19 protein-coding genes and 2 pseudogenes are annotated in these 22,351 nt (G+C 63.0%); 11 read left to right on the top strand and 10 right to left on the bottom strand.

What is annotated here, in order from left to right:
* The first annotated feature begins 139 nt into the window (after nucleotides 1–139).
* From GV002_RS02280 to GV002_RS02270, 3 genes are all read left to right on the top strand, one after another.
* A complete protein-coding gene (locus GV002_RS02280) occupies nucleotides 140–688 on the top strand; it encodes a cupin domain-containing protein (RefSeq protein ID WP_004423167.1) in 549 nt (182 codons plus the stop codon).
* Nucleotides 689–801: 113 nt separating this feature from the next.
* Nucleotides 802–1,224 (top strand): c-type cytochrome, encoded by a 423-nt coding sequence (locus GV002_RS02275; RefSeq protein ID WP_074915285.1) that lies wholly within the window; start codon nucleotides 802–804, stop codon nucleotides 1,222–1,224.
* Nucleotides 1,225–1,337: 113 nt separating this feature from the next.
* Nucleotides 1,338–3,470, top strand: coding sequence for an acetyl-CoA hydrolase/transferase C-terminal domain-containing protein (locus tag GV002_RS02270; protein WP_160016868.1), 2,133 nt, complete (start codon nucleotides 1,338–1,340; stop codon nucleotides 3,468–3,470).
* Here GV002_RS02270 and GV002_RS02265 read toward each other — a convergent pair.
* The 3 genes from GV002_RS02265 to rep all read right to left on the bottom strand — a co-directional run bounded on the left by GV002_RS02265 (nucleotide 3,467) and on the right by rep (nucleotide 6,891).
* Entirely contained in the window at nucleotides 3,467–4,039 is a 573-nt protein-coding gene (locus tag GV002_RS02265) for a xanthine phosphoribosyltransferase (RefSeq protein WP_160016867.1), read from the bottom strand. The genes GV002_RS02270 and GV002_RS02265 overlap by 4 nt on opposite strands.
* Before the next feature lie 166 nt (nucleotides 4,040–4,205).
* On the bottom strand, nucleotides 4,206–4,688 hold the full coding sequence (locus GV002_RS02260; protein ID WP_160016866.1) for a UPF0158 family protein: 483 nt from the start codon (nucleotides 4,686–4,688) through the stop codon (nucleotides 4,206–4,208).
* Nucleotides 4,689–4,881: 193 nt separating this feature from the next.
* Nucleotides 4,882–6,891 (bottom strand): DNA helicase Rep, encoded by a 2,010-nt coding sequence (rep, locus tag GV002_RS02255; protein WP_160016865.1) that lies wholly within the window; start codon nucleotides 6,889–6,891, stop codon nucleotides 4,882–4,884.
* 271 nt (nucleotides 6,892–7,162) lie between these two features.
* Here rep and GV002_RS02250 point away from each other — a divergent pair, with 271 nt between their 5' ends.
* Nucleotides 7,163–8,830 (top strand): putative bifunctional diguanylate cyclase/phosphodiesterase, encoded by a 1,668-nt coding sequence (locus GV002_RS02250; protein ID WP_160016864.1) that lies wholly within the window; start codon nucleotides 7,163–7,165, stop codon nucleotides 8,828–8,830.
* Between the two features lie 47 nt (nucleotides 8,831–8,877).
* On the opposite strand, the gene GV002_RS02245 is transcribed toward GV002_RS02250, so the two are convergent.
* Nucleotides 8,878–10,263, bottom strand: a complete 1,386-nt coding sequence (locus tag GV002_RS02245; RefSeq protein WP_160016863.1) for a NorM family multidrug efflux MATE transporter — start codon at nucleotides 10,261–10,263, stop codon at nucleotides 8,878–8,880.
* Nucleotides 10,264–10,402: 139 nt separating this feature from the next.
* On the opposite strand from GV002_RS02245, the gene GV002_RS02240 reads away from it, so the two are divergent.
* From GV002_RS02240 to GV002_RS24510, 3 genes and pseudogenes are all read left to right on the top strand, one after another.
* Nucleotides 10,403–11,323: a LysR substrate-binding domain-containing protein gene (locus GV002_RS02240; protein WP_160016862.1), complete on the top strand. Its 921-nt coding sequence runs from the start codon at nucleotides 10,403–10,405 to the stop codon at nucleotides 11,321–11,323.
* A 306-nt stretch (nucleotides 11,324–11,629) separates the two neighbouring features.
* Nucleotides 11,630–12,748: pseudogene (locus tag GV002_RS24515) on the top strand (Cache 3/Cache 2 fusion domain-containing protein); the annotation flags it as partial.
* Entirely contained in the window at nucleotides 12,746–13,606 is an 861-nt protein-coding gene (locus GV002_RS24510) for a methyl-accepting chemotaxis protein (RefSeq protein WP_372241813.1), read from the top strand. The pseudogene GV002_RS24515 and the gene GV002_RS24510, both read left to right, overlap by 3 nt.
* Before the next feature lies 1 nt (nucleotide 13,607).
* Here GV002_RS24510 and GV002_RS02230 read toward each other — a convergent pair.
* Both GV002_RS02230 and GV002_RS02225 read right to left on the bottom strand, forming a co-directional pair.
* Nucleotides 13,608–15,094: pseudogene (locus tag GV002_RS02230) on the bottom strand (YifB family Mg chelatase-like AAA ATPase).
* A gap of 103 nt (nucleotides 15,095–15,197) precedes the next feature.
* Complete coding sequence (locus GV002_RS02225; protein ID WP_160016860.1) at nucleotides 15,198–15,458, bottom strand: accessory factor UbiK family protein; 261 nt, start codon at nucleotides 15,456–15,458, stop codon at nucleotides 15,198–15,200.
* A 409-nt stretch (nucleotides 15,459–15,867) separates the two neighbouring features.
* Between GV002_RS02225 and glnK the strand changes: the two genes are divergently transcribed.
* The 4 genes from glnK to sutA all read left to right on the top strand — a co-directional run bounded on the left by glnK (nucleotide 15,868) and on the right by sutA (nucleotide 18,716).
* Nucleotides 15,868–16,206, top strand: a complete 339-nt coding sequence (gene glnK / locus GV002_RS02220) for a P-II family nitrogen regulator (protein ID WP_003096476.1) — start codon at nucleotides 15,868–15,870, stop codon at nucleotides 16,204–16,206.
* A 334-nt stretch (nucleotides 16,207–16,540) separates the two neighbouring features.
* Nucleotides 16,541–17,791 (top strand): ammonium transporter, encoded by a 1,251-nt coding sequence (locus tag GV002_RS02215; RefSeq protein ID WP_160016859.1) that lies wholly within the window; start codon nucleotides 16,541–16,543, stop codon nucleotides 17,789–17,791.
* 98 nt (nucleotides 17,792–17,889) lie between these two features.
* Complete coding sequence (locus tag GV002_RS02210; RefSeq protein WP_160016858.1) at nucleotides 17,890–18,315, top strand: secondary thiamine-phosphate synthase enzyme YjbQ; 426 nt, start codon at nucleotides 17,890–17,892, stop codon at nucleotides 18,313–18,315.
* A gap of 77 nt (nucleotides 18,316–18,392) precedes the next feature.
* Nucleotides 18,393–18,716, top strand: coding sequence for a transcriptional regulator SutA (gene sutA, locus GV002_RS02205; RefSeq protein WP_160016857.1), 324 nt, complete (start codon nucleotides 18,393–18,395; stop codon nucleotides 18,714–18,716).
* Between the two features lie 192 nt (nucleotides 18,717–18,908).
* On the opposite strand, the gene GV002_RS02200 is transcribed toward sutA, so the two are convergent.
* From GV002_RS02200 to dapF, 4 genes are all read right to left on the bottom strand, one after another.
* Nucleotides 18,909–19,610, bottom strand: coding sequence for an HAD family hydrolase (locus GV002_RS02200; protein WP_160016856.1), 702 nt, complete (start codon nucleotides 19,608–19,610; stop codon nucleotides 18,909–18,911).
* Nucleotides 19,607–20,509 (bottom strand): tyrosine recombinase XerC, encoded by a 903-nt coding sequence (gene xerC, locus GV002_RS02195; RefSeq protein ID WP_160016855.1) that lies wholly within the window; start codon nucleotides 20,507–20,509, stop codon nucleotides 19,607–19,609. Before xerC ends, GV002_RS02200 begins: the two co-directional genes overlap by 4 nt.
* A gap of 309 nt (nucleotides 20,510–20,818) precedes the next feature.
* Nucleotides 20,819–21,517, bottom strand: a complete 699-nt coding sequence (locus tag GV002_RS02190) for a DUF484 family protein (RefSeq protein ID WP_075744829.1) — start codon at nucleotides 21,515–21,517, stop codon at nucleotides 20,819–20,821.
* The gene (dapF, locus tag GV002_RS02185; RefSeq protein ID WP_160016854.1) at nucleotides 21,514–22,344 is read right to left on the bottom strand and encodes a diaminopimelate epimerase; all 831 of its coding nucleotides are present in this window, start codon (nucleotides 22,342–22,344) and stop codon (nucleotides 21,514–21,516) included. Before dapF ends, GV002_RS02190 begins: the two co-directional genes overlap by 4 nt.
* Nucleotides 22,345–22,351: the final 7 nt, after the last annotated feature.

Here is a 22,351-nt window from a genome sequence, read left to right as displayed (position 1 = left end):
TGCATGGCTCTAGCTCGCGGCCTTTTAACGGGTTTTCTGGGGGGTGTAAGCGAAGGGTGAACGCAAGTGTTGTAAATTCCGAACGCTATGCCATGATACGGACACTTTTTCGTCTCTTATCCCAAGGGGGATTCCAGCATTGGACGTCGGCGTTCGACTGCAATCGATTCGTAAGCTCAAAGGCCTATCCCAGCGTGAACTCGCCAAGCGGGCGGGCGTCACCAACAGCACCATTTCCATGATCGAGAAGAACAGCGTCAGCCCCTCGATCAGTTCGCTGAAAAAGGTGCTCGGCGGCATTCCCATGTCGCTGGTGGAATTCTTCTCGCTCGACATGGAGCAGGAGAACCAGACCCAGGTGGTCTATCGTGCCGCCGAACTGACCGATATCTGCAGTGGCGCCATCACCATGAAGCTGATTGGCAAGGCCCACCCGAGTCGCGCCATTTCCTTCCTCGACGAAACCTACCCGGCCGGCACCGACACCGGTGACGAAATGTACGCCCACGAAGGCGAAGAGGCTGGCATGCTGGTCGAGGGCAAGCTGGAGCTGACCGTTGGCAACGAGGTGTTCATTCTCGAACCTGGCGACAGCTATTACTTCGAAAGCAGCAAGCCGCATCGCTTCCGCAATCCGTTCGATGTACCGGCGCGGTTGATCAGTGCCACCACGCCAGCGAACTTCTGATCAATAACCCTGCGACAATATGGGTTGTTTCGGCCAGGCCCGCTTGCCGTTATACTGTCGCCCGCTCGCGAAACCGTGGCCGCGGGCGTGACTAGCCACGAAGAGGGTGTACCGTGAATCTGATGAAGAAAATGCTGGCAGTACCGGCTGCCGTATTGGCCCTGTGGGCAGTGACTGCTCAGGCCACGACTGATGAAGCCATCGCCGAGCGCCTCAAGCCTGTAGGCGACGTGTGCATCATGGGCGAAGAGTGCAAGGGCGTCGAAACCGTCGCCGCATCCGCCGGTGGTGGTGCTCGTACCGCTGATGACATCATCGCCAAGCATTGCAATGCCTGCCACGCCACCGGTGTGCTGGATGCACCGAAGATCGGCGACACCGCTGCCTGGAAAGAGCGTGCCGACCATCAGGGCGGTCTCGACGGCATCCTGGCCAAGGCCATCTCCGGCATCAACGCCATGCCGCCGAAAGGCACTTGCGCTGATTGCTCGGACGACGAACTGCGCGAAGCGATCAAGAAGATGTCCGGTCTGTAAGACCCGTCTCTTCCCTGAAAAACCGCCCTCCGGGCGGTTTTTTCGTTTATGGCAGCGGCACGCGGCTATACAGTCCAAACTCCATTCGTCATGGATGTCCCGAGGAGCGTCATATGCCGCATACCTGTACCCTCGAACAAGCCGTCGACCGCGTACTGAGCGAGATCGCTGGGCCGATTCATCTGGGTTTACCGCTCGGTCTGGGCAAGCCCAATCGCTGGGTCAACGCGCTGTATGCACGGGTGCGGGAGATGCCCGAGCGGCAACTGACCATCTACACCGCACTGTGCCTGGCGCGTCCGCGTGCCGCCCAGGACTTGCAGCGACGCTTTCTCGAACCTTTCGTTGATCGGGTCTACGGCAATTATCCCGAGCTGGATTTTCTCGCCGACCTGCACCGTGGCAAGCTGCCGGCCAACGTGCGCGTCGAGCAGTTCTTCTTCCAGCCGGGCAGCCTGCTCGAATGTGAGCCGGCGCAGCAGGACTACATCAGCAGCAACTACAGTCATGTCGCCCGTGACCTCAATGCCAAGGGCTTGAATCTGGTCGCCCAGCTGGTGGCCGTCGACGCCGCGCAGCCCGAGTATTTCAGCCTGAGCTGCAACCCGGACGTCACTCTCGATCTGCTGCCGCTGCTGGATAAGCGCCGCGCGGCTGGCGAGACCGTGCTCAGCGTCGCCCAGATTCACTGCGACCTGCCCTACATGGCCGGCGATGCCCAGGTGCCGCGCGATACCTTCGATATCCATATCGACGAGGACGAGCGCACCACGCTGTTCTCCACACCGAACATGCCAGTGACCCTGCAGGATCATTGCATCGGCCTGTTCGCCAGCACCCTGGTACGCGACGGCGGCACCCTGCAGATCGGCATCGGTGCGATGGGTGATGCCCTGACTGCCGCAATGATCGCCAGGCAGGACGACAATGCGCGTTACCGCGCGCTGTTGCAGGCACTGCGTGCTGATGAGTGGGCGGGTGAAATCGCCGCCAATGGCGGTATAGGGCCGCTCGATCATGGGCTCTATGGCTGCAGCGAAATGTTCGTCAACGGCTTGCTGGCACTGGCCGAGGCCGGTCTGCTAAGGCGCCGGGTCTACCCGGATCTGCGCCTGCAGCGTCTGGCTTGTAACGGTGCGCTGGATGAACACGGTCGCCCGCATAGCGTTCAGGCGTTGGTCGACGCGGGACTGCCGACGAAGTTGCAGTCGAGCGATCTGGCCTGGCTGCGCGATAGCGGTCTGCTGCTGGGCGATATGCAACTGGAGGCGGGCGAGTTGCAGTGGCTTGACGGTAGCCGCGTCGCAGCGGATCTCGGTGATCCCCAGACCCAGGCTCGCCTGCAATCCAGTCTCGGCAGCGCGCAGGGCGGCGTGGTGCTGCATGGTGGTTTCTTCCTTGGCCCGGAAAGCTTCTACCGGCGTCTGCGCGAGCTGGATGACAGCGAACGGCAGCGCTTTGCCATGACCGGCATCCGCTACATCAACGAGCTGTACGGCGAAGAGGAACTCAAGCGTCTGCAGCGCCGTGATGCACGCTTCATCAATACGGCTTTCACCATGACCCTGCTCGGTGCGGGCGTGGCCGATCAACTGGAGGACGGTCGGGTGCTTAGCGGCGTAGGCGGGCAATACAACTTCGTCGCCCAGGCCCATGCGCTGGAGGATGCGCGCTCGATCCTGCTGCTGCGCAGCTGGCGCGAGTCAGGCGGTGAGGTGAATTCGAACGTTGTCTGGGAATATGGCCACGCCACCATCCCCCGGCACCTGCGCGATATCGTGGTGACCGAATACGGCATCGCCGATCTACGCGGCAAGACCGACGCGCAGGTGATCGAGGCACTACTCAAGATCAGCGATTCACGCTTCCAGAACGGGCTGATCGAGCAGGCGCAGCAGGCCGGCAAGCTGCCAGCGGATTTCCGGCTCGATGAGCGCTTCGGCAACAACCTGCCCGAACGCCTGCAAGCGCTGCGCGCGGAGCATTCGTCGCTGTTCGCCGAATACCCGCTGGGCAGCGATTTCAGCGCGGTGGAGCAGGACCTGCTGCGGGCGCTGAGCTGGCTCAAGAGCAAGTTGCGCCTGACCGAGGTGCTGGAGCTGGGCAAGGCCACGCTCGATACGCCGGAGCCGGCAGCCTATGCCGAGCACCTGCGGCGCATGAGCCTGGAGGCGCCGGACGGGGTGCGTGAAGCCCTCTACCAGCGTTTGCTGCTGGCGGGGCTGCAAGCCACTCGCGGGGCTTAATCGAGGAAGCGCACCTGGCCGTCTTCCAGCGCGGCAACGCGGGCCAGCGATTCGACACGGTAACCCTCGCTCTCCAGCAGGTTGCGGCCGTCCTGGAAGGACTTCTCGATGACGATGCCGATACCGGCAATCTGGGCGCCGGCCTGCTGGATCAGGTCGATCAGCGCCTTGGCGGCGTGGCCGTTGGCGAGGAAGTCGTCGATCACCAGTACGCGGTCCGCGGCGGTCAGGTGACGGGCGGAAATGGCGATGGTGCTTTCGGTCTGCTTGGTGAAGGAGAACACCTTGGAGATCAGCAGGTCGTCCTTGAGCGTCAGCGACTGGAACTTGCGCGCGAAAATCACCGGAATGCCCAGCTCCAGGCCTGCCATCACTGCCGGGGCGATGCCCGAGGCCTCGATGGTGACGATCTTGGTGATGCCCTGGCCGGCGAAACGCTGGGCGAACTCGTGGCCGATCTCCTGCATCAGGCGCGGATCGATCTGGTGGTTGAGAAAGGCGTCCACCTTGAGTACATGCTCGGACAGCACGATGCCTTCGCTGCGAATCTTCTGTTTCAACGACTCCACGGTCGATCCTCTGGTTGAGCAGAAAAGCTGCGGATTTTCGCTCAAAACACCCTGCATTGTGTAGTGAAACCGCAGCCTGCCCGACAGTCGTGGTCAATTGACCGGCTAGACAGGTTGTTGGCCGCGGCCAGCTGTAGTCCGGATGCAATCCGGGGGTGTGCTCCGCTCAGGCGCTTTTGGTCAGGCGGCGCAGAATGTCCCTGGGGATTCCGCGCGTATCCAGTGGCAGCTTGTCCGGCGCAGGTTCCAGACCCAGCTCGTAGAGCCAGTTGAGCGTGTACTCGCGCAGTTGCTTGAGCTCGTAGGCCTGCCACTGTTCGCGAATCGCTGCAAAGGCCTCGATTTCGTAGTCGAACGCGCGCAGCGGCCTGCGGCCGGTCAGCGCGGCGCTGAGCAGAGGGTGGGCGTGCAGGTCGTCGAGGGTGAACAGGAAGGACTCACGCATGGCCACGCGCTGGGGGACGTCAAGGTTGGGTATCTGGGTGTAGCGATCCGGATTCAGTTCCACTTGCTGGCGCTCGTCGCTGTGGTGATCTTCCGGCGCCAGAGTCAGGACGCTACCGCTTTCCAGATCCAGCCAGTTCTCCTGCTGTTCACGGCCATTGATCAGCTGAATCAGGGCATCGATGTCGAGCGTGAATGTGCGCATGGTTCCAGCCCCTGTGTCTGAGCGGTATCTTCTTTCTGACTGGCAAATATGGCGAGGGTGCCAGTGGCATCGAAGTGGTGGGCTGAAGCGGATCGCCGCCCGGCCCACCCTACACCGCTGAAGAGGATCGCCAGTCCGTAGGGTGGGCTTCAGCCCACCGAATAAACCGACCATACACCAGTCAGCCACGACCTCAGCGCTTGAGCATCGCCCGCATATTGGCCAGGGCATCGTTGCCGCGCGCCGCCTTGACCTCCACCGGCGCCTCTTCCAGACCTTCCCACACCAGGTCTTCCGGCGGTAGCTCGTCGAGGAAGCGGCTCGGCGAGCAGTCGATCACCTCGCCATACTGCTTGCGCTTGGCGGCGAAGGTCAGCGCCAGGTTGCGTTTGGCGCGGGTGATGCCGACGTAGGCCAGGCGCCGTTCTTCCTCGATGGTGTCGGCCTCGATGCTGGAGCGGTGAGGGAGAATCTCCTCCTCGAAACCGATGATGTACACCGATGGGAACTCCAGGCCCTTGGAGGCGTGCATGGTCATCATCTGCACGCCCTCGGCGCCTTCTTCCTCTTCCTGCTGGCGTTCGAGCATGTCGCGCAGCACCAGTTTGCCGATGGCGTCTTCGATCGTCATGTCGCCGTCTTCATCGCGCTCCAGCGTGCTCTTCAATGCGTCGACGAGGAACCAGACGTTGCCCATGCGCGCGTCGGCCACCTTGTCGCTGGAGGCGTTCTGCCGCAGCCAGTTCTCGTAGTCGATGTCCATGACCATGCTGCGGATGGCGGCGATCGGGTCGTTCTGCGCGCATTCCTGGCGCACCCGATCCATCCAGCGGGTGAAGCGCTGCAGGCGCTCGGTGAAGCGCGCATCGAGATGCTCGCCGAGGCCCATTTCGCCAGCGGCCGCATACATGCTGATCTTGCGCTCGTTGGCGTAGTTGCCGAGTTTTTCCAGGGTGGCGGAGCCGATCTCCCGGCGCGGCACGTTGATCACCCGCAAGAAGGCGTTGTCGTCGTCCGGGTTGACCAGCAGGCGGAAGTAACTCATCAGGTCCTTCACTTCCTGGCGGGCGAAGAAGCTGGTGCCGCCGGACAGGCGATAGGGAATCTGGTGGTGCTGCAGTTTCAGCTCCATCAGCTTGGCCTGGTAGTTGCCGCGATAGAGGATGGCGAAGTCGCTGTAGGGGCGCTGGGTGCGCAGGTGTTCGGTGAGGATTTCCAGCGCCACTCGTTCGCACTCGGCGTCTTCGTTGCGGGTGCGGATCACGCGAATCTCGTCGCCCATGCCCATCTCCGACCACAGCTGCTTCTCGAAGGCGTGGGGGTTGTTGGCGATGAGGGTGTTGGCGCACTTGAGAATGCGGCTGGTGGAGCGGTAGTTCTGCTCCAGCATCACTACCTTCAGCGAGGGATAATCCTCTTTGAGCAGCATCAGGTTTTCCGGCCGTGCGCCGCGCCAGGCGTAGATCGACTGGTCGTCGTCGCCGACCACGGTGATCTGGTTGCGCATGCCCACCAGCAGTTTCACCAGCAGGTACTGGCTGGAGTTGGTGTCCTGGTATTCGTCGACCAGCAGGTAGCGGATGCGGTTCTGCCATTTCTCCAGGATGTCGGCGTGCTCCTGAAAGAGTTTGACCGGCAGCAGGATCAGGTCGTTGAAGTCCACTGCGTTGTAGGCCTTGAGCGTGCGCTGGTAGTGCAGGTAGACGATGGCGGCAGTCTGTTCCTTGGGATTGCGCGCCTTGGCCAGGGCTTCGTCGGGCAGGATCAGGTCGTTCTTCCAGCTGTCGATGAGATTCTTCACCTCGTCGGCACCGTCGTCGCCGGAATACTCCTTCTGCATGATGTCGCTGAGCAGCGCCTTGATGTCTCCGTCGTCGAAGATCGAGAAGCCGGGCTTGTAGCCCAGGCGTGCGTATTCCTTGCGGATGATGTTCATGCCCAGGTTGTGGAAGGTGGACACGGTCAGGCCGCGCGCCTCGCTGCCCTTGAGCAGGGTGCCGACGCGCTCCTTCATCTCGCGCGCGGCCTTGTTGGTGAAGGTCATGGCGACGATGTGCTGGGCGCGGATGCCGCAGTTCTGCACCAGGTGGGCGATCTTGCGCGTGATCACGCTGGTCTTGCCGGAACCTGCACCGGCGAGCACCAGAAGCGGGCCGCCGACGTAGTTCACGGCCTCTTGTTGCCGGGGGTTCAGTCGGGACATGGGGTCGTTCGCAGAAAAAGGGCCGCGCATTTTAACAGGCCTGGCGACTTCTGCCGCGACCGTCTGGAACTGTGGCCTAGCGCACGAAATTGCATAGCCATGCACTTGGTTAATCACTTTATTCCAGTACTCTGGTTCCACTTGTCGGTTTACTGGCTATACCTCAGGATGTGCACCACCTTTCGCACGGATGTGATTGATTAGACGCCGATTACGGCGCGTTCAGGCGACGCGATTCGCCATCATTCTTGCGGTCATTGGGGGAGGTTGCTTGTCCACGCTCGTCGAACCCTTGCGGTTGGTTCTGTTGGCTGAAACGCCGGACTGGGCCGAATTGTTGCGCGAGCAGTTGAGCGCCCTGGGCAGCCCGTTCCCGTTGATTACCGCACCGTCCTGGGAGGCGGCCAGCAGTCTGTTCGATGATCACGCCAGTGGTCTGCTGCTGAGTACCCCGGATCGCCTTCCCGAACCCCGTCAGTGCCCTTTGCCCATCGTCCTGCTGCTCGACGAGGAGCCCGTCGAAGAGCCTGCTGGTGTCAGCGACTGGCTGGTGCGCGGCAGCCTCAACCTCGATGTGCTGCGCCGCTGCCTGCGCTATGTGCGCGAACAGGGCAACCTCAAGCACACTCTGCAGCGCCTGGCCGAACAGGACCCGTTGACCGGCATCGCCAATCGCCAGGGCTTCCAGACCCTGCTCGCGGCGCGTCTGGCCGAGTGTGGCGGCCGTGGCCTGGTGCTGGGTCATCTCGATCTGGACAACTTCCGTCACGCCAACGATGCCCTCGGCTACCAAGCCGGAGACCGCCTTATCCTGCAGGTGGTGGCGCGGCTCAAGGGGCTGCTGCAGCCCTGCGATCAGATCGCGCGTCTGGGCAGCGACGAATTCGCTCTGTTGCTCGATGCACGCCGCGATCCGCAGCGCGTGGAGCGCCTCGCCGAGCGTGTCACCGAGGTATTGGGTGAGCCTTACTGGGTGGACGGTGAGAGTCTGCTGATCGGCTGCAGCCTTGGCCTGGCGCATGCCCGCGCGGGCGAGGGCGCCGATCCGCTACTGTGGCACGCGCATATCGCCATGCAGCAGGCCAAGAATCAGCAAGGCTGCGTGTTTCATGTTTATGACGAACGCCTGAACCGCAGCGCACGCAGCCAGGCCGATCTGGAAGGCGAGCTGCGCCGTGCGCTCCGCCGTGACGAACTGGAGCTGCATTACCAGCCCCGTCTGTGCCTGAAGAGCGGGCGCATCGTCGGTCTGGAGGCCCTGGTGCGCTGGCAGCACAGCGAGCGAGGGCTGCTCTCGCCCAATGAATTCGTACCGTTGGCCGAAGAAACCGGGCTGATCGTACCGCTCGGTTACTGGGTCATCTCCCGTGCCCTGCGCGATATGCAGTGGCTGCGTGGGCGCGGCTTGCCGGCACTGCACATGGCGGTCAACCTGTCGTTCCGCCAGTTTCAGGACAGCCAGTTGCTGCCGACCCTCAGCCGCCTGATCGAAGAACGTGGCGTCGATGCGCAGTGGCTGGAGTTCGAATTGACCGAAACTGCGGTGATGCGCCGCAGCGATCAGGTGCAGCAGACCATGCTGGAGCTTGGGCGGCTCGGCGTGCGTTTCTCGCTGGACGACTTCGGCACCGGCTTTTCGTCTTTCGTCCATCTCAACAACCTGCCGATCACCCTGCTGAAGATCGACAAGAGCTTTGTCGGCGGTATGGGCGAGCGTGCCGAGAACCGCCAATTGGTGCGGGCGATGATCAATCTGGCGCACAACCTCAATCTCGAGGTGGTGGCCGAAGGGGTGGAGAACATCGAGCAGCTCGACATGCTGCGCCAGTTTGGTTGCGATCAGGTGCAGGGTTACCTGATCAGCAAGGCCATACCTCTGGCGGAACTGGCACGCTTTCTGGTGTTCGGCCTGCGCCAGCCTCTGCTCGGCGGCGGCTGATCCGCAGTCGGGGAATATGTGGCACACGCCCCCTGCTTGCCTGCGGGCTACGACAGGCAGGTCTCGCCTTCCACCGCAAGTGGCCGCTGCAGGCGCGCAGTCTTCCATTGGAAGCCCAGCACCAGACCGCTCGCCGTTACCGCCAGGCCGGCAGCCAGGCCCCACCAGACGCCTTGTGCACCCCAGCCAAGGGCGAAGGCGAACAGCCAGACCAGCGGTGCGCCCACGCACCAGTAACCGGTGAGGCCGATCAGCAGGGTGGTGCGGCCGTCGTTCAGCCCGCGGATCGCGCCCATGGCGATGCTCTGCAAACCATCGAACAGCTCGAACCAGGCGGCTATCGCCAGCAGGCTGACCGCGAGGGTGACGATATCGGCGAAGGCCGGATCGTGGCGGTCGAGGAACAGGCCGATGATCCACTCCGGCAGCAGCCAGAACAGCAGGGCGAACAGCAGCATCAACGCCGCTCCCAGGAACATGCCCAGATGGCCGCTGAGGCGCGACAGATGCAGATGCCCGGCGCCGTAATGCAGGCCGACGCGGAAGGTCACCGCATAGGACAGCCCTTGCGGCACGATGAACGCCAGCGCCACCGTCTGCATGGCGATCTGATGTGCCGCCAGTTGCACACTGCCCAGCGCGCCCATGCACAGGGTGGCGAAGGTGAACAGCCCCTGCTCGGCGGCGTAGGTACCGCCAATGGGCAGGCCCAGGCGCAGCAGTGCGCGTATTTCCGCCCGTTGTGGGCGGCCCATGCCGCTCCGCAGTTTGTAGCGGTGATAGGTCGGCGAGAGCAGGATGTACAGCGCCAATGCCAGGGCCATGGCGCTGCTGACCAGCGCAGTGGTCATGCCGATGCCACTCAGGCCCAGGTTGGGCAGGCCGAACCAGCCCTTGATCAGCGCGTAGTTGATGACGAAATTGGCAGCGGTACCGGCGATGCTGATGGCCATCACCGGGCCGGGATGACCAATGGCACTGGTGAAGCCGCGCAGCGCCATGAAGCACAGGTAGCCAGGCAGGGCCAGCGACAGCGGGCGCAGGAAATCCATGGCCTGGCTGGCAGCGCCTGGGTCCTGACCCAGATGCGGCAGCAGCGGGCCCAGACCGTTGAGACACAGCGCGCTGACGATACCCAACAGCATGGCCAGCCACAGGCCGTTCCGGATCAGACGCGTGATACCTGCCGGATCGCCCGCACCATGGCGAATGGCGATCAGGCTGCCCACCGCGGCGATCACCCCGGTGCAGAAGATCGAGAAGATGAAATAGCACGTGGCGCCCAGCGCACCGCCTGCCAACTGCTGCGGGCCGAGCATGGCCATCATCAGCGTGTCGGTGAAAATCATCAGCGCGTGGGCCAACTGTGCGGAGATCAGCGGGCCGGCCAGACGCAGCAGCGCACCCAACTCGTGACCAAGGAAAATCTTCATGATGAGTAAAACTTCGGCAGGGGGAGCATCGCCTGGCTGTCAGGAGATGAGCAATGACCGTTATTCTGTGGTTCTTGTCGATTGCTCACAAAAGGAAAATAGCCATGCCAGGCATGATTAAAACTCATGGTTCTATGCAGTGACGCGTCGTCTTCCTCCGCTTTACGCCCTGCGCGCCTTCGAGGCCGCAGCCCGGCATGCCTCCTTTACCCGCGCCGCCGAAGAGCTGGCGATCACGCAGAGCGCGGTGAGTCGGCATATCCGCACACTCGAGGACTACTTCTCCTGCCGTCTGTTCGAGCGCCGTGGACGCAGCCTGCACCTGACCGATCCGGCCCGTGCCCTGCTACCGGGGCTGAGCGAGGGCTTCGATGCGCTGGAGCGCGCCAGCGCTGTCTTGCACGCCGACGACGAGGTGCTGCGCCTGAAGGCACCGTCGACCCTGACCATGCGCTGGCTGTTGGCGCGGCTGTCGCACTTTCGTCTGGCCAACCCGGACAGCGAAGTGCAGCTCACCAGCGCCTGGATGGATGTGGACAAGGTCGACTTCCGCCATGAACCCTTCGACTGTGCCGTGCTGCTGTCCGATGGTCAGTTTCCAGATGAGTGGGAGAGCGTCCTGCTATTCGAGGAATGGCTGATTCCGGTGTGCGCTGCCGGTGATTCTGAGGTCGGTCCCTGGTCGTTGGCGCGGCTGCGCGCGGCGGAGCAACTGCACCCGACGCCGGATCGCCGTGACTGGCGGCGCTGGTTGCAGGCTACAGGCCTGGTCGAACAGGTGCCGCTGAAGACCGGGCAGCTGTTCGACATGCTCGAATTGGGCATCGTTGCGGCGGCGCGCGGCTATGGCGTGTCCATCGGTGATCTGCTGATGGTGGCCGAGGACGTGAACGCCGGCCGGCTCGGTGTGCCCTGGCCGACGGCGGTATTCAGTGGTGACAGCTACTACATGGTGTGGCCGCGTGGACATCGTGCGCAGGCACGTCTGCAGCGTTTGCGTGACTACTTGCTGGCGGAGGTCGCCGCGCTGGCACTGCCCGAGGTCGAGCGTTTGCGCTGAACGATCATGGCCACCGCTCAGGACTCTGACGGCCATCAAAGACCGGGCAGGTCGACTGTAGTGTGGCCAGGATGCTCTCTGTAGGCATGAGTGCCATCATCTATTGAGTGATCGATAAAAACTATCAGCCATCGCTCTGTAGCGCTGTTTTGATAATAAATGACGACCGTATGGCGCTTTGATATTGACCGAGCTGAATGCTCAAGTATCCTCGCGCCTTTTCGCCGAGTCATATGACGACTGGGTGGTGCCGAAATTGTCTGAGTTATCTGCCCATATGCTCATGGGCGCACACCTGGAGCCCTCATGAATCCTCCTCGCTCTCGTATAGCCCTGCAACTGGCTGCCATGCTGGCTTTGGTGCTGGTGCTGCTGATCAGCGTCAGCACCCTGTTTGCCCTGCGTTCACTCAACGAGGCCAATCTGGTCACTCGCGAAAAGCACCTGGGCAGCGAGGCGGGGCTGCTGGCCGACCAGCTCGAAACCTTCCATGGCAGCCTGCGTGAGAGCACGCAGCGTCTGGCCGGACTCTTCGAGCAGCGCTTCAGCAGTGGCTTGCAGGTGCGCAGTGAAGAGCGTGTGAGCGTCGGCAGCCTGCAGACACCTGCGCTTTACCTGGGGACTACGCGCTTGAACAACGAGTTCACCGAGGTCGATGACTTCACGCGCATGACTGCGGGTGTGGCCACGGTATTCGTGCGTGACGGTAGCGAATTCATCCGCATCACCACCTCGCTGACCAAGCAGGATGGCACTCGTGCTCTGGGAACGGCGCTTGATCATCAGCACCCGGCCTATCAGCGCCTGCTGGCCGGGCAGAATTACGTGGGCCGGGCTTTGCTCTTCGATCGCTACTACATGACTCAGTACACCCCGGTGCGCGACACCGGCGGGCGGGTCATCGCTGTGCTGTTCGTCGGTTTCGATTACACCGATGCGCAGAACCTGCAGATGCGCAACCTCACCGATTTCCGTATCGGTAGTACCGGCTCGCTGGCGCTGCTCGACGAGCAGGGCAAGTGGCTGGTGGCACCGGCCGGTGCAGCGGCGATGAGCAGCCTGCCCGAATCGCTCAGCACGCTGGTCGCCAACAGCGGTAGAGGCGGTTTCTGGAGCGATGGTCAGGATGAGTTCTACAGCGTCGCCATGCCCTTTGCCGGCGGACCCTGGATGGTGCTGGCGAGCATGCCGCGCGAGGAAATTCAGGCTGTCACCTGGCGTGTCGGTACCCAGTTGGCCATCGGCAGCGCACTGACGCTGCTGCTGGCGGTCATTGCCGTGGTCTGGCTGCTGCGCCGCAAACTGCGCCCGTTGGGCGACCTGGTACAGCAGGCACAGGCGCTTGGCGCCGGTGATCTTGGCGCGCGTATGGCGCAATCCAGTGATGACGAAATCGGCGAGCTGGCGCGCAGCTTCAATCGTATGGGCGAAGCGCTGGCGAGCATGGTGGCGGGTATTCGCAGCGCTGCTCAGGATGTCAGCGCGCGCTCGCAGGCGATGTCCACGCTGTCGCGCGATGCCTATCAGGGGATCGACCAGCAATCCGGCGAGATCAGCAGCATGGCCGGCGCGGTGGAGGAGTTCAGCGCCACCTCGCAGAACATCGCCGACAACATGCGCAGCACCGAGCGACTGGCCAGCGACAACGCCCAACAGACCCGTATCGGGCGTACCTCGATGGATCAGGCTTCCGAAGCGCTGGTGCAGATCGCCGAAGCACTTGAGCAAACCTCCAAGGCGATCAACGGCCTCGGCCAGCGCTCTCAGGAGATCGGCGGTATCGTCAGCGTCATCACCGCGATCGCCGACCAGACCAACCTGCTGGCGCTCAACGCTGCCATCGAAGCAGCGCGGGCCGGCGAGCAGGGCCGTGGTTTTGCCGTCGTCGCCGACGAAGTGCGCAATCTGGCCGGGCGTACCCGCGAGGCGACCAACGAGATTTCCACGATGATCGGCAGCATCCAGAGCGAGACCAGCAGCGCTATCGCCACCATGGAGCACGGCCGACAGCTGATGCAGGATGGCCTGGAACGTAACGCCAAGGTGGCGGCGGCACTGGCGCAGATCAGTGAGCAGAGCGCCGAGGCCGGGGAGCAATTCGCCGCCATCACCACCGCTACCAGCGAGCAGAGCAGCACCGCGACCGTGCTCAGCGCCAACTTGCAGAGCATCGCCCAAACCAATGGCGAGCAGCGTGAAGTGGTGGCCAACCTGGCCGATACCGCGCGCGAGCTGGATCGCCTAGCCGCCCAGTTGCGTCAGGAAGTCGAGCGCTTCCGCTGATTCATCCTGCAGCGGGGCGATACTGCAGTGCTTCGGCCAGATGAGCGCGGTCAATCTGCTGCTGATCCGCCAGATCAGCCAGCGTGCGCGCTACCTTGAGCACACGGTGCGCGGCGCGTAGCGACAGGCCGAGACGTTCGCAGGCACTTTCCAGCCACTGACGATCCGCGCTGCTCAATGCACAGTGCTGACGCAGGCCGGGCAAATCGAGAAAGGCATTGGCCACCCCTTGGCGTTGCAGTTGTCGCTCACGAGCCCGGGCGACCTTCGCTGCTGCTTGTGCGGTGCTTTCGCCATCCTGCGGTGCGGCGTTCAATATCGTCGTTTCGCGGGCGACCGTCAGGTGCAGGTCGATGCGATCGAGCAATGGCCCGGACAGCTTGGCGCGGTAGCGCTGGATCTGTTCCGGTGTGCAGCGACAGCGGTTGCTCGGGTCGCCCAGGTAGCCACAAGGACAGGGATTCATGGCGGCAACGAGCTGAAAACGCGCAGGAAAACGCACCTTGTCCCGCGCTCGGGCAATGACGATGTGGCCGCTTTCCAGCGGCTCGCGCAGCACTTCCAGCACTTTTCTATCGAATTCCGGCAGCTCATCGAGGAACAGGATTCCCATATGGGCCAAGGTTATTTCGCCAGGCTGCGGGCGACTGCCACCAATGCCGGCCCAGAGGCGCTGTGGTGCGGCGTGCGAAAGGGGCGCTGCGGCCAGTGCTGCAACGGCAGATGGCTGGCTACTGAATGTATTGCAGCGACCTGCAGCGCCTCGCTCTCGTCCAGCGGCGGCAGCAGACCGGGCAGACGGCTGGCCAGCAGCGTCTTGCCGGTACCGGGTGGGCCGCTGAGCAGCAAGTTATGCGAGCCGGCTGCGGCCACCAGCAATGCACGCTTGGCGGCCAACTGGCCCTGCACTTCGGCCAGATCCGGGTAGGGCAGGCTCTGCCTGAGCAGACCCTGGGCGGCGTAGGGTTCGAGTGGTGCGCTGCCGTTGAGGTGCGCGGCGATCTGCAGCAGATGTTCGACGGCGATTACCTTCAGCCCCGATGCCAGGCTGGCTTCTTCGGCATTGGCCTGTGGCACCAAGAGGGTGCGCCCGGCTGCGCGCGCGGCGAGGGCGGCCGGCAATACGCCCTGCACAGGGCGCACCGCACCGGACAGCGCCAGTTCGCCCAGGCATTCGCATTCATCCAGAGAGTGAGCCGGCACCTGGCCGCTGGCCGCGAGAATCCCCAGGGCGATGGCGAGATCGAAGCGGCCGCCATCCTTGGGCAGGTCGGCGGGCGCCAGATTCAAGGTAATGCGTTTACTGGGAAACTCGAACGCGGCGTTGAGAATGGCGCTGCGTACGCGATCCTTGCTCTCCTTGACCGCAGTTTCCGGCAGGCCCACCAGCGTCAGTGAGGGCAGGCCGTTGGCCAGGTGAGCTTCGACGGTGACGGCCGGTGCTTCGACGCCGACCTGGGCGCGGCTGTGGACGATGGCCAGGGACATGATCACTCCTTGATCAGGCCCGCCTGGGCGGTCATTGAAAACACTCTGCATTGGCGACAAGGGGTTAAACCGTCGTCGCCTGCGCTCTCAATGTTCCGTCGGTTCAGTCGGCGGGCGGGTTCAGCTTGGCTTCCAGTTCGGCGACCTTGGCTTCCAGCGCCTCGAGGCGAGCGCGGGTGCGGGCCAGGACCACCATCTGGCTGTCGAATTCATCACGGCTGACCAGATCTAGCTTGCTGAAACCGCTCTGCAGCAGGGCTTTGAACTGCGCTTCCAGTTCGGCGCGCGGCAGCGGGCTGTCGCCGCTGAAAAGACGCGAGGCGTGGCTACTGAGAGTATCGAGCAAGGCTTTCGGCGGCAGCATGATCAGGTTCCGTAAACAGACGGTCGGCAGTGTAGCACGCAGGTAGGTGCAGGGCCGCTGAGTGGCGACTGCACGATTTTGAGCATCATGGAATGTATCGATGCACCAAATTAGTGCGCCACATTCGGTGTGAATGACCGGTCACTGTGGCTGGAAGCTGTTAAAGGCCTGATAGATAGTGCTTTTGCGTGAGCTGGCAAGCTTTCTGCTTAGACCCCAGCGACGCATGCACCGATGCAGTTCTGGTGCTGCAGGCGAAGCGGGGGAGTGTTTCGTCGGGAGCGGTTGGTGGGTATCGACCACGCCAGGCTGGAGCGGTCGGTGCATTACAAAAGCCAGACACTGCGCTTAGACTTGAGTCGGGTTCGCAATTCCTGGGGCAAGTCCACCTTACACGGGAGAAAGTTTCATGAAGCTAGTCACTGCCATCATCAAGCCGTTCAAGCTGGACGACGTGCGCGAGTCGCTGTCGGAGATCGGCGTGCAGGGCATTACCGTCACCGAAGTCAAGGGCTTCGGCCGCCAGAAAGGCCATACCGAGCTGTATCGCGGTGCCGAGTATGTGGTCGATTTCCTGCCCAAGGTGAAGATCGACGTGGCCATCGCTGACGATCAGCTCGATCGCGTGATCGAGGCCATCACCAAGGCTGCCAACACCGGCAAGATCGGCGACGGCAAAATTTTCGTAGTCAACCTGGAACAGGCGATTCGTATCCGTACCGGCGAAACCGATACCGACGCGATCTAACAAGCCTCCGAACCCCACGCCCCAGGAGTAAACCCATGACTCTGCGAACTTTCGCAGGGCTAGGAGCCCTTTTGTCCTCGAATTCTGGCTTTACGCTGTTTTCGAGGGCCAAAGCCGGAGCTGGCGATGCCTTCGCCGCTCTGCTGTGCCAGACCCTCTTGAGGTCTTGCGCTTGGCCTAGTGATGGGAATGCCTGGTCGCCTCATGGCGCAGGGGTTCCGGTGATCCAGTACGAGCGTGGCAACGACCTGTAAAGCATGCGGAACGCGTCCTGAGCCAACCTGGACGTTTCAACCGAACAGCGCACAACAAAAGCGCCGGCAAGAGGTGAAAAATGGATAACACAGCATTGACTGCATTGCAGTACGGCTTCGATACCTTCTACTTTCTGATCTGTGGTGCCCTGGTGATGTGGATGGCAGCGGGTTTTGCCATGCTCGAATCCGGCCTGGTGCGTGCCAAGAACACCACCGAGATCCTGACCAAGAACGTGGCGCTCTATGCCGTTGCCAGCGTCATGTACCTGGTGATCGGCTATCACATCATGTACTCCAGCCCGGAAGGCGGCATCCTGCCGAGCCTGGGTTTCCTGATCGGTGACGAAAACAGCGTCGACTCGGTACTTGCCGGTGGCGACGATGCACCTTACTACTCGGCCCGTTCGGACTTCTTCTTCCAGGTGGTGTTCGCCGCGACCTGCATGTCGATCGTTTCCGGTGCTGTTGCCGAGCGCATGAAGCTGTGGGCATTCCTGGCGTTCGCCGTGGTCATGACCGGCTTCATCTACCCGGTTCAGGGCTTCTGGAAATGGGGCTCGGGCTTCCTCAACGAAGCGGGCTTCCTCGACTTCGCAGGTTCCGGCGTGGTTCACATGGCCGGTGCCACCGCTGCTCTGGCGGGTGTCCTGCTGCTCGGTGCACGCAAAGGCAAATACGGCGCCAATGGCCAGGTCAACGCCATCCCGGGTGCCAACCTGCCGCTGGCGACGCTCGGCACCTTCATCCTGTGGATGGGCTGGTTCGGCTTCAACGGCGGCTCGCAGCTGAAGATGAGCACCATCGAAGATGCCAACGCTGTCGCTCAGGTGTTCGTCAACACCAACATGGCAGCCGCCGGGGGCCTGATTGCCGCGCTGATCGTTGCCCGCATCCTGTTCGGCAAGGCTGACCTGACCATGGCGCTCAACGGTGCTCTGGCTGGTCTGGTGGCCATCACTGCCGAACCGCTGACTCCGAGCGGCCTGCAGGCGACTCTGATCGGCGGCGTGGGTGGTGTGCTGGTGGTGTTCGCCATCCTCGGTCTGGACAAGCTGAAGATCGACGATCCGGTTGGTGCCATCTCCGTGCACGGTGTGGTCGGTATCTGGGGTCTGCTGGCTGTCTGCCTGACCAACAGCGATGCGTCGCTGGGTGCTCAGCTGCTGGGTATCGGCAGCATCTTCGCCTGGGTCTTCATCGCCAGCCTGATCGTGTGGAGCATCATCAAGGCTGTGATCGGTCTGCGCGTCAGCGAAGAAGAAGAATACGAAGGTGTCGATATCGCCGAGTGCGGTATGGAGGCCTACCCGGAATTCACCAACAAGTGATCCTCCGGTAAATCGCAAAGGGCGCCTTCGGGCGCCCTTTGTTTTTTCTGGCAGCACGCTAGAATGCGCGCGCTGGAGCCATCGAGAGTGAGAGCGGCATGTGGCAGCAACGCATCATCAGCCTGCGTCCGCGTGAACGCGGTTTTCATCTGGTGACCGAAGAGGTGCTGGCAGCATTGCCGGAACTGGCGCAGGTACGTGTTGGTCTGTTGCATCTGTGGTTGCAGCACACCTCGGCATCGCTGACGGTCAACGAGAACGCCGACCCCGCGGTACGCCGCGATTTCGAGCGCTTCTTCAATCGTCTGGTGCCGCAGGGTGAGGCGGGCTACGAGCACGATTACGAAGGGCCGGATGATCTGCCGGCGCACTTCAAGGGCAGTCTGCTGGGCTTTCAGCTACAGCTGCCGATACAGCAGGGACAGCTGGCGCTTGGGACCTGGCAGGGGATCTACCTCGGTGAGCATCGCGATCATGGCGGTGTTCGGCGAGTGGTGGCGACCTTGCATGGCGAGGCTATTTGAATTTTTTCCGGACGTGCGGTGCACATCGTGCGACTGGGCTATAACTAACCTGCTTTTCGCAAGTCATGAGGTTGAACATGAGCGACGAAGACCTGGAACAAGACGACCTGGAAGGGGCTGACGAGGACGATGGTGAGGAGCTGGCTGCTGCCGACGACGGCGACAGCAGCGACGATGAGGGCGATGGTGCGGTCGTAGCCAGCGGCAAGAAGAGCAAGGCCAAAGCCGTTGAAGTCGATGAGTTGCCCAGCATCGAAGCCAAGCAGAAGGAGCGCGATGCCCTGGCGCGTGCCATGGAAGAGTTTCTCTCCCGTGGTGGCAAGGTGCAGGAGGTGGAGCCCAACGTGGTCGCCGACCCACCCAAGAAGCCCGACAGCAAATACGGCAGCCGCCCCATCTGAGGACGGCTCGCTGCGAGAACCCGCCCATGTGGCGGGTTTTTTGTGTCCGCCATCCCTGGCGGCAATCCGGGGCGGTGCAGATCAAGGGGGCGCAGTATGCCCGCGCCGGCATCTCGTAGGAGCCCGCTTGCGGGCGATCCACTTGCCGACGTCCTGATCGCCCGCAAGCGGGCTCCTACAAGGGGGGCGGCATTAACGCGTCCAGCTGCCCAGCAGTGCTGGCAACTCGGCCAGGCTGGCGATCTGCGCGTCCGGCGTGGTTTCGCCTTCCCAGGCTCGCCCTTGCGGGTTGAACCAGATCGCACGCATCCCGGCTGCCTGGGCACCGGCAATGTCGTCGCTGGGGTGATCGCCGATGTGCACGGCGCGCTCGGCCGCCACACCACCTGCGCGGCTGAGGGCTTCACGGAAGGGTTTCGGGTCAGGTTTGCCGATGCCCAGTTCTTCTGCACACAAGGCGAACTGGAAGTAATCCGACAGGCCCAGGCGACGCACGTCGGCATTGCCATTGGTGATCACACCGAGCATGAAGCGCTCGGCCAAAGCCTCCAGCGTCGGGTGTACCTCGGTGAACAGTTCGACCTGGTGGCGGGCGCTGAGAAAGACCTGGAATCCCGCTTCGGCCAGCGTCTGCGCTTCGCTGTGCGGGTAGCCGGCGTCCTCCAGGGCGTGAAACAGAATGCGCCGGCGCAGCTCGCTGAGGCGATGCTTGAGCATCGGGTCAGCCTCGAGCAGACGGCTGCGTACCGCCCACAGATGCTCGACCGGCACCGCGCCCAGGCGCGGTGCATGCAGGGCCAGCCAATTGCGCAGGGCGGCTTCGGCATCCTGCATCACCGGGGTGACGTCCCACAGGGTGTCGTCGAGGTCGAAGGTGATCAGTTCAATGCTCATTCGGAACCGCCTTTGCGCTTGGCACGTGGATGGGCCTGGTCGTAGACGTTGGCCAGGTGCTGGAAGTCCAGGTGGGTATAGATCTGAGTGGTGGCGATATCGGCGTGACCGAGCAACTCCTGCACCGCGCGCAGATCCTGCGAAGACTCCAGCATATGACTGGCGAAACTGTGGCGCAGCATGTGTGGATGCAGGTGTTGGCCCAGCTCGCGCACGCCGGCCTGGCGCACGCGCAGTTGCACGGCACGAGGCCCCAGGCGACGGCCCTGTTGGCTGATGAATACCGCGCCATCGCTAGGGTTGGCCTGCTTGCGCAGCGGCAACCACTGCTCCAGCGCCTGTCGCGCCATGCTGCCGACCGGCAGCTCGCGCACCTTGTTGCCCTTGCCGCGTACGCGCACCAGGCCGGCTGGCAGGTCCAGGCCGTCGAGATCGAGCCCGACCAGTTCGGACAGACGCAGGCCCGAGGAATAGAACAGCTCGAGCATGGCCTGATCGCGGCGGGCGATGAAGTCGTCCTCCACCGCGCCGTCGAGCAGTTGCGCGCTGCGGTCGGCGTCCAGGGTGCGGGGAAGGCGGCGCTCGCGTTTTGGCGGGCTCAGGCCAGTCGCCGGATCGTGACGGCACAGGCCTTCACGCAACAGATATTGATAGAGGCCGCGGGTGGCCGAAAGCAGGCGCGCCAGGCTGCGGCTTGCCAGGCCCTGCTGATGCAGGCGGGCGACCAGGCGGCGCAGGTTGCGTGTGTCCAGCCCGGCCCAGTCGCTCAGGCCTTCGGCTTCGCAGAATGCCCGCACCTTGCTGAGGTCGCGCCGATAGCCGTCGAGGGTATGCGCCGACACCTGGCGCTCGCGGCGCAGGTGCTCGATGTACGCGTCGAGATGGGCTTCAAGTGTCACGTGTCGGGTTCCGAACGGGCCGAAGGTGAATGAGCTTCGTCATCCACCCTACACGACCTAGCAGGCCGTTGAAAAACTACCTACGTTGCCATTGCTGCGTTAAAAACAGCCTCGCGTGCGAGCCCAGGCTAGGCGCCCCCGCCAAAAATGCTCATTTACAACACGTAAAGTCGGACGCGACCCCGGTCGTTTTCCGGCTGTTTTTGCGGGGCCGCCATCGGTATTGCACTGGCTGCCTCGGCTCGGGCTTCCTGCTTCGCTCTACCTCCTGCATCCATGCAGTCGTCGGCTACGTTTTTCAACGGCCTACTAGCGTACCGAACGCAGCGGTGTGGAGAAACCGGGCACGACACGTGCCAGTACTTCGGCGATATAGCCGAGGAACAGGGTGCCGAGCGAACTCTTGTAGTGCTGCGGGTCGGCGCTGCCGATGGCGAGAATGCCATGCAGGCCCTGATGGTTGAGGCTGACCACGGCGGCGGAGCCGACTTGCGGCGCGTCTTCCTTGCCGAAGAGAAACTCCAGCTCGTGCGGGCGCAATACGCCGCAGATGGTCTTGCCGCCGCTGAGCAGGCCGCCGACCTGTTGATGCGCCTCGGCCGAGCTGACCGAGCGACCGACCGGCAGCTTGTTGTCGCTGAACAGGATCAGGCCAACGAAGGGCACCTGGAATTCATGGCGCAGGCTGTCTTCGACCACGCCGACCACTTCCTCGAGGCTGCCGGCATCGAGCAGGTCCAGCACGAGGCGACGGGTCTTGTCGAACAGGCGGTCGTTGTCGCGCGCCACGTCCATCAGTTGGCCGAGGCGATGGCGCATCTCGATGTTGCGCTCGCGCAGCAGCTTGACCTGGCGTTCGACCAGCGACACGGCGTTGCCGGGCTGGTGCGGAATGCGCAACTCGGGAATCAGTTCTTCATGGTCGATGAAGAACTCCGGGTGCAGGCGCAAATAGGCCGCGACCGTTTCCGAATCGAGCGGTTTGGGCGAATCCTGCTGGTCGGTCATAGGCGAACCTGTCCTTCGTATACGCGGGCAGCGGGCCCGGTCATCATAACCGGCTGACCCTCGCCTGCCCATTCGATGGACAGTTTGCCGCCTGGCAGTTCCAGTTGCACGGGCGAATCCATCCAGCCCTGGCGAATTGCCGTGACGGCCGCCGCGCAGGCACCGGTACCGCAGGCCAGGGTTTCGCCGGCACCACGCTCCCACACGCGCAGGCGTGCACGGTTGCGATCCTGTATCTGCAGGAAGCCGACATTGACCCGTTGCGGGAAGCGCGGATGGTGTTCCAGCTTCGGCCCCAGCTCGTGCACGGGTGCGCTGTCGACGTCGTCGACGCGCAGCACGGCATGCGGGTTGCCCATCGACAGCGCAGCCAGCTCGACGCTCTGGCCCTCGACATCGACGCGATAGGTCAGCGCCGCCTGCTCGGCCTGGAATGGCACCTGTGCCGGCTCCAGGCGCGGTGCGCCCATGTTGACGCAGACCTGGCCGTCGTTCTGCACGCGCAGCTCGATGATGCCGCTCTTGGTCTCGACGCGAATGACCTTCTTGGTGGTCAGGCGCTTGTCCAGTACGAAGCGGGCGAAGCAACGTGCGCCGTTGCCGCACTGCTCCACTTCCGAACCGTCGGAATTGAAGATGCGGTAACGGAAGTCGACATCCGGGTGGCTCGGCGGCTCGACGATCAGCAGTTGGTCGAAGCCGACACCGATGTGGCGGTCGCCCCATTGCTTGGCATGTTTGGGTTGCACGTGGGCGTGCTGACTGATCAGGTCGAGGACCATGAAGTCATTGCCCAGGCCGTGCATCTTGGTAAAGCGCAATAGCATGACGTCG

Source organism: Pseudomonas sp. 8O (assembly GCF_902506495.1).
Classification (GTDB): Bacteria; Pseudomonadota; Gammaproteobacteria; order Pseudomonadales; family Pseudomonadaceae; genus Aquipseudomonas; species Aquipseudomonas chaetocerotis.
Note: the sequence above shows the minus strand (reverse complement) of the source record. Positions and strands in the feature narration are given on the sequence as shown.

Coding starts and splice junctions, on each gene's coding strand:
- GV002_RS02260 (WP_160016866.1), bottom strand. CDS start 4,688: ATGCGCACATTCACGCTCGACATCGATGCCCTGATTCAGCTGATCAAT.
- GV002_RS02270 (WP_160016868.1), top strand. CDS start 1,338: ATGCCGCATACCTGTACCCTCGAACAAGCCGTCGACCGCGTACTGAGC.
- GV002_RS02215 (WP_160016859.1), top strand. CDS start 16,541: ATGGATAACACAGCATTGACTGCATTGCAGTACGGCTTCGATACCTTC.
- GV002_RS24510 (WP_372241813.1), top strand. CDS start 12,746: ATGGGCGAAGCGCTGGCGAGCATGGTGGCGGGTATTCGCAGCGCTGCT.
- sutA (WP_160016857.1), top strand. CDS start 18,393: ATGAGCGACGAAGACCTGGAACAAGACGACCTGGAAGGGGCTGACGAG.
- GV002_RS02190 (WP_075744829.1), bottom strand. CDS start 21,517: ATGACCGACCAGCAGGATTCGCCCAAACCGCTCGATTCGGAAACGGTC.
- glnK (WP_003096476.1), top strand. CDS start 15,868: ATGAAGCTAGTCACTGCCATCATCAAGCCGTTCAAGCTGGACGACGTG.
- GV002_RS02245 (WP_160016863.1), bottom strand. CDS start 10,263: ATGAAGATTTTCCTTGGTCACGAGTTGGGTGCGCTGCTGCGTCTGGCC.
- GV002_RS02225 (WP_160016860.1), bottom strand. CDS start 15,458: ATGCTGCCGCCGAAAGCCTTGCTCGATACTCTCAGTAGCCACGCCTCG.
- rep (WP_160016865.1), bottom strand. CDS start 6,891: ATGTCCCGACTGAACCCCCGGCAACAAGAGGCCGTGAACTACGTCGGC.
- GV002_RS02210 (WP_160016858.1), top strand. CDS start 17,890: ATGTGGCAGCAACGCATCATCAGCCTGCGTCCGCGTGAACGCGGTTTT.
- GV002_RS02200 (WP_160016856.1), bottom strand. CDS start 19,610: ATGAGCATTGAACTGATCACCTTCGACCTCGACGACACCCTGTGGGAC.
- dapF (WP_160016854.1), bottom strand. CDS start 22,344: ATGCTATTGCGCTTTACCAAGATGCACGGCCTGGGCAATGACTTCATG.